This window comes from Salinicola sp. MH3R3-1 (assembly GCF_001937155.1).
In the GTDB taxonomy this organism is placed as follows: domain Bacteria; phylum Pseudomonadota; class Gammaproteobacteria; order Pseudomonadales; family Halomonadaceae; genus Salinicola; species Salinicola halophyticus.
In genome coordinates, this window is the sequence record NZ_MSDP01000014.1 from 113705 (window position 1) to 120051 (window position 6347).

At 64.3% G+C, this 6347-nt stretch carries 7 protein-coding genes; all 7 read left to right on the forward strand.

Annotated elements, in window-relative coordinates; translation table 11 throughout:
• Positions 1–77: 77 nt before the first annotated feature.
• The 7 genes from pqqB to rluB all read left to right on the forward strand — a co-directional run bounded on the left by pqqB (position 78) and on the right by rluB (position 6302).
• Positions 78–1013 (forward strand): pyrroloquinoline quinone biosynthesis protein PqqB, encoded by a 936-nt coding sequence (gene pqqB, locus BTW08_RS09335; RefSeq protein WP_246837683.1) that lies wholly within the window; start codon positions 78–80, stop codon positions 1011–1013.
• On the forward strand, positions 1007–1834 hold the full coding sequence (gene pqqC / locus BTW08_RS09340) for a pyrroloquinoline-quinone synthase PqqC (RefSeq protein ID WP_246837684.1): 828 nt from the start codon (positions 1007–1009) through the stop codon (positions 1832–1834). Before pqqB ends, pqqC begins: the two co-directional genes overlap by 7 nt.
• Entirely contained in the window at positions 1831–2151 is a 321-nt protein-coding gene (gene pqqD / locus BTW08_RS09345; RefSeq protein WP_083627785.1) for a pyrroloquinoline quinone biosynthesis peptide chaperone PqqD, read from the forward strand. Before pqqC ends, pqqD begins: the two co-directional genes overlap by 4 nt.
• On the forward strand, positions 2148–3272 hold the full coding sequence (gene pqqE / locus BTW08_RS09350; protein ID WP_075562246.1) for a pyrroloquinoline quinone biosynthesis protein PqqE: 1125 nt from the start codon (positions 2148–2150) through the stop codon (positions 3270–3272). Before pqqD ends, pqqE begins: the two co-directional genes overlap by 4 nt.
• 170 nt (positions 3273–3442) lie before the next feature.
• Entirely contained in the window at positions 3443–4387 is a 945-nt protein-coding gene (locus BTW08_RS09355; protein WP_075562265.1) for a ScpA family protein, read from the forward strand.
• A complete protein-coding gene (gene scpB / locus BTW08_RS09360) occupies positions 4384–5355 on the forward strand; it encodes an SMC-Scp complex subunit ScpB (RefSeq protein ID WP_139313611.1) in 972 nt (323 codons plus the stop codon). The genes BTW08_RS09355 and scpB overlap by 4 nt, the downstream gene beginning before the upstream one ends.
• Positions 5356–5435: 80 nt before the next feature.
• The gene (gene rluB / locus BTW08_RS09365) at positions 5436–6302 is read left to right on the forward strand and encodes a 23S rRNA pseudouridine(2605) synthase RluB (protein ID WP_139313612.1); all 867 of its coding nucleotides are present in this window, start codon (positions 5436–5438) and stop codon (positions 6300–6302) included.
• Positions 6303–6347: the final 45 nt, after the last annotated feature.

The following is a 6347-nucleotide window of genomic DNA, read 5'->3' on the forward strand; positions in this document are numbered from 1 at the left end:
CCCATGAGCTGGACGACCCCGGAAGTGAAGGAAATCTGCGTCGGTATGGAAATCAACGACTACATGCCCGCTGAATTTTGAGCCATCAGCAAGACACGCGCGGCGGTGCTGCTCTGCAGCTGCGCGTACTCGGGGCGGCCGCCGGTGGCGGCTCGCCTCAGTGGAACTGCCGCTGCGACGTGTGCCGTCTGGTCTGGGAAGGCGATCCGCGCGTGACGCCGCGAACCCAATCCTCGATTGCCGTCAGCGTTGACGGTCAGAACTGGGCGCTGATCAACTGCGCGCCCGATATTCTCAAACAGATTCAACAGACGCCGGCACTGCATCCGCGCGAGGGCCGACGACATACGCCGATCGCCAGCGTGCTGCTGACCAATGCCGACGTCGATCATATCGGCGGGCTGCTCAATCTCCGCGAAAGCTCGCCGTTTCGGCTGCTGGCGACGCCGATGATCCAGGATGTGCTGCGTGGCAGCCCGATCTTCGATGTGCTGAACCTCGATTACGTCAGTCGCGAATCGATCGCCCTGGATCAACCCTTCACGCTGCTAGACGGCCTGCAGGCTCGGCTGTTCGCGGTGCCGGGCAAGACCGCACTCTTTCTGGAGGGCGATCAAGTCGAGATTGGTGTCGAAGGCGAGAGCACCGTCGGCGTCGAACTGATCAGCGGCGACAGGCGCGCCTACTATATTCCCGGCTGCGCCGCGATGACGCCGACACTCGCGGCGCGTCTCGACGGTGCCGATCTGCTGCTGTTCGACGGCACCCTGTGGCGCGACGATGAAATGGTGCGCGCGGGCGTCGGTCACAAGACCGGAAACCGCATGGGCCATATGTCGATGTCCGGCGCCGAGGGCAGTATCGCAGCGCTGGCGGAACTCTCGCTGGGCAAGCGCGTCTTCATCCATATCAACAACACCAATCCGGTGTTGATCGCGGATTCCTCCGAGCGTCAGGCGGCCGAGCGCGCCGGCTGGGAGATCGCCCATGACGGCATGGAGCTCTCTTGCTGAATTTCGAAAACCATCCTGACCTCGTCGAGCCGTTGAGCATGGAGGCGTTGGAAGCCCGGCTGCGCGAGGTCGGCGAGACCCGCTACCATCATCGTCATCCGTTCCAGTTGATGCTCCAGAACGGTGAGCTCGACAAGCGTCAGGTCCAGGCCTGGGCGCTCAACCGCTACTACTATCAGGCGATGATCCCGATCAAGGACGCCTCGCTGATGGCGAGGCTCGACGATCCCGATCTGCGCCGAACCTGGCGTTCGCGGCTGGTTGACCATGACGGCGAAGCCGCGGGCGAGGGCGGCATCGAGCGCTGGCTCAAGCTGACCGACGGCCTGGATCTGCCCCGTGAACTGGTCGTTTCGACCCGCGGCATCCTGCCGTCGACGCGTTTTGCCGTCGAAGCCTACACTCACTTCGTGCGCGATCGGACGCTACTCGAGGCGATCGCCTCGTCGCTGACCGAGCTGTTCTCGCCGATGGTGATCGGCCAGCGCGTGCGCGGCATGCTCGAACACTACGATTTTGTCTCCCGCGAGACGCTCTCCTACTTCGAGCCGCGGCTGACCCAGGCGCCGCGGGATGCCGAGATGGCGCTCGACTACGTCAAGCGCCACGCCAAGCGCGCCGACCAGCAGCAGGCGGTGATCGACGCGCTTCGCTTCAAGTGCAGCGTGCTGTGGGCGATGCTCGATGCGCTGCAGCACGCCTATGTCGGTTCCGGCTCGAATCCAGCGGGCCAGGTGCCGCCGGGCGCCTGGGGCAGTGGCGTCGAAGGGCAGGAGATCGAAGGTGACGGCCTGGGTGGCCGAGGGAGAATTGCCCGATGAATGTCGACGCCCCTACTAACAACGACACCGGCGGCGTGCCGACGCTCCACGAGCACGACGTGGTCAAGATTCCGCGCGGCGTGCGGCTGCGCGAGGACAAGGCCCGCGGCGGCTGGGTGCTGCTGGCGCCGGAACGGGTGTTCCAGCTCGATCCCATCGCTCAGCAGGTGCTCACCCGCGTCGATGGCGAGCGTGATATCGCCGCCATCGTCGACGATCTGGCCGAAACCTTCGCGGCGCCCCGCGAGCGCATACTCGTCGACGTGCGGGCGATGCTCGCCGATCTGATCACCAAGAACGTCCTGGAAGTGGCATGAATACCCAGCCGGAAGCGCGACAGTCGCCCTCGATGCAGCCACCCCCCATCGGCATGTTGGCGGAATTGACCCACCGCTGCCCGCTGCAATGCCCTTATTGCTCCAACCCGGTCGAATTGACCCGCAAGCGTGAGGAGCTCGATACCGAGACCTGGCAGCGGGTCTTTGCCGAGGCGGCCGAGCTCGGCGTGTTGCAGGTGCATCTTTCCGGTGGCGAGCCGGCATTGCGCCAGGATCTCGAAGCGCTGGTGGCGAGCTGCGCCGAGCACGGCCTCTACTCCAATCTGATCACCGCCGGCGTCAATATCAGCCGGGCGCGGCTCGAAGCGCTGGCGGATGCCGGGCTCGATCACGTCCAGCTCTCGGTGCAGGGTGCGACCGCGGAGGTCAACGATCATATCGCCAACCTGCCCGGCGCCTTCGACAAGAAGCTCGCCTTCGCTGCCGAGGTGACCGACGTCGGGCTGCCGTTGACGCTCAACAGCGTGATCCATCGCGCCAACCTGCATCAGATTCCCGATCTGGTCGAACTGGCGCTGCAACTCGGCGCGCGGCGTCTCGAGATCGCTCACGCGCAGTATTACGGCTGGGCGCTTCAGAACCGTGGTGCGCTGATGCCGCCGCGGGAGCAGGTGATGGAAGCGCTCGATCTGGTGGAAGCAGCTCGCGAGCGACTGAAGGGCAAGCTCGTCATCGACGCCGTGGTGCCGGATTACTACGCCCGTCTGCCCAAACCGTGCATGAACGGCTGGGGCCGTCAGTCGCTCAACGTCACGCCCGCGGGCAAGGTGTTGCCGTGCCACGCCGCCGAGACCATTCCCGGACTCGAGTTCTGGAACGTGGGCGAACACGCCCTGGGCGACATCTGGCAGAACAATCCCGCGTTCAACGCCTACCGCGGCACCGACTGGATGCCGGAGACCTGCCAGAGCTGCGATCGGCGCGAGATCGACTGGGGCGGCTGCCGCTGCCAGGCCTTGATGCTGACCGGCGATGCCGCCCAGATGGACCCGGTCTGCGAGTTCTCGCCCTATCACGACGAGATCCAGACGCTGGCGGTCATCGATTCGAGCCGAGACGGCGAATTTACCTATCGCCGATTTGCGCGCCAGCCTGCCTGAGAGCCAACGATGGCGGCGAGACCTCCGCCGGCCGGCCGATGTCGTGTCGATAGGCCAGCGTCGCCTGCCTTGTTAGACTGCTGTCACTATTCAGCAGTGATCCGGGAGGCGGCGTGAGCGTTATCGAATCCGAACGACCCGATGCCGCCGAGGCGTCGCCTGCCGGGCAGCTGCCGCTGGAGTTCGTGGCGCGGGTCAATGGCGAAGGCCTGACCGAGCTGCCGCAGGATCTCTACATTCCGCCGGAAGCGCTCAAGGTCTTTCTCGAGACCTTCGAGGGCCCGCTCGATCTGCTGCTCTATCTGATCCGGCGCCAGAATCTCGATATCCTCGCCATCAACGTCGCCGCCATCACCCACCAGTACGTCGAGTACGTGGACCTGATGCAGGCGATGGAGATCGATCTCGCCGGCGAGTATCTGGTGATGGCCGCGATGCTCGCCGAGATCAAATCGCGTTCTCTACTGCCGCGGCCGCCCAAGGGTGATGACGAGGACGACGAGGAAGATCCGCGAGCTCAGCTGATTCGCCGGCTGCAGGAGTACGAGCAGCTCAAGCTGTCTGCCGAGGAACTCGATACCCTGCCGCGCATGGGACGCGACTGGCACCCGGCGCAGGCGGCACTGCCCGAGCTCGAGCGGCGCGTGATTCACCCGGACGTGTCGCTGAACGATCTGCTGGGCGCGCTCGGCGGCATGCTCAAACGGGCCGATCTGCGTCAGTCCCATCGGATCAGTCGTGAAGTGCTCTCGACCCGCGAGCGAATGCTCTCGATCATGGCCAAGCTGAACGCCGATCGTTTCACGCCGTTCGAGGCGCTGTTCGAGCTTTCCGAGGGGCGCGCCGGGGTCATCGTGACCTTCATGGCGATTCTCGAATTAGCGCGTGAGTCGATGATCGAAATCGTGCAGAATGCGCCGCTCTCGCCGATCCACCTGCGTGCCCGGCTGGCGCTGGAAGAGGGTATCGCGAGTGACGAGGGCGATGGCATATTCGAGGGCGATGACGAGTTAGAAGACAAGGCTGAATTGGCATTCGAGACCGCCGATGCTGCTCCAAAGAGCGGTATCGTTGGACCCGACATTCCCGACAGTGAAGGCGAGACCAAGGCATGAGCCGCCTGACCGACTCCTACATTTCTTCAGTCGTGACGCCGGCGCTGGACGAAATTCTCGAAGCGGTGCTGCTGGCCGCGGGCGAGCCGGTCTCGTTGGAGCGGCTCGAGGCGTTGTTCGATGACGGCTTGCTCGAATCCGGACAGCCACCGTCCCGCGCCGCGCTTCGCGAGTCGCTGCACAAGCTGTCCGAGCGATTGGCGGCCGGCGGTGCGCTGGAGCTCGGCGAGTCGGCCTCGGGTTATCAGCTGCGGATTCGTCAGCGCTACTCGCCCTGGGTGTCGCGGCTGTGGGATGAAAAGCCCCAGCGATACTCCCGGGCGCTGCTCGAGACGCTGGCACTGATTGCCTATCGCCAGCCGGTGACCCGCGGCGATATCGAGGAGGTGCGCGGCGTGGCCGTCAGCAGCTCGATCATGCGGACCTTGGTCGAACGCGGCTGGATTCGCGTCGTGGGTCATCGCGACGTGCCGGGGCGACCGGCGGTCTACGCCACCACCCGGTCGTTTCTCGACGATCTGGGGTTGAGTACGCTGGAGTCGTTGCCGCCGATGCATGAACTCAAGCCGCTCGAGACGTTCGAAACGTGCATGCATGAGCCGTTTGCCGATGCACCTGATGTCGATGTGCCTGACGTCGACGTATCTGGTGTCGACTTACCCGATGTTGACGTACCTGATGTCGGTGCGTCCGATGTCGATACGGCCGGCGAGACGCCATCGCTCGACGCAGAAGACGCCGCGGAAGCGGTGGGGGAACCAGAAGATACCGATTTATCGGCAACGTCGGGTGAATGTGACACAGATGAGCCCGACAATGACGAACACGCCGAGATGGCGTCCCCCGGCGAGTCGCTGAGTTTTGCCGAGCTCGAAGTGCGACTGGCCGAACGTGCCCGGAAGCGTCAGGCCGAAGAGGCGGAGTCGAACTCCTCCCCAGCGGACGACGATTCGGACACGGACACCTGAGGATCGCCACTACCGACCATGCTGCCTGACGGGCAGGCGGTCACCGGTGATTCCTCGAGCCGATGAGGCAACGAAATATCATGACCGAGATCAACACCGAAAAACTGCAGAAAGTGCTGGCCCGGGCCGGCTATGGCTCGCGCCGCGAGATGGAAACGGCGATCAGCGCCGGCCGTGTCAAGGTCAACAGCCAGGTCGCCAAGCTGGGCGATCGGGTGGGGTCGCGCGATCGTGTCGCGCTCGACGACCGCTTGATCAGCCTGCGTGCCGTGGAAGAAGTGCCGCGCCGCGTGATCATGTACAACAAGCCGGAAGGCGAGCTGTGCACGCGCAAGGATCCGGAAGGGCGGCGGACCGTGTTCGAACGCCTGCCGCGGCTGAAAGGCGAGCGCTGGATCGCGATCGGTCGCCTGGACATCAATACCAGCGGCCTGCTGCTGTTCACCACCGATGGCGAGCTGGCCAACCGGCTGATGCACCCCTCGCACCAGATCGAACGCGAATACGCGGTCCGCGTAATGGGTGAGGTCAAGCGCGAGCACGTGGTCAATATGGTCGAAGGGGTGATGCTCGAAGACGGCCCGGCGCGTTTTTCCGACGTGCAGGAGTTCGGCGGCGAAGGCATCAATAGCTGGTTCCACGTGGTGATCATGGAAGGGCGCAATCGAGAAGTGCGTCGTCTGTGGGAATCCCAGGGCCTAACCGTCAGCCGCCTGAAACGCGTTCGTTATGGCAACATCTTCCTCGACAAGCGGGCCAAGGCCGGCGAGTGGACCGAGATGACCCAGGACGAGATCGACGAGCTGTCGACGATGGCCGGGCTCGAGCCGCGCAAGGTACCGGAACTGACGCCGGACGAGAAAAATCGCTGGAGCCGCGACAAAAACAAGCGGCGCCCGGTGACGGCAATGAAGAAACCGCGCCGTCCGCGGCGTGAAGACTCCTGATTCCCGCGTCGTGACCAGCGCCTCGGGGCGGGAAAAAATACTTGC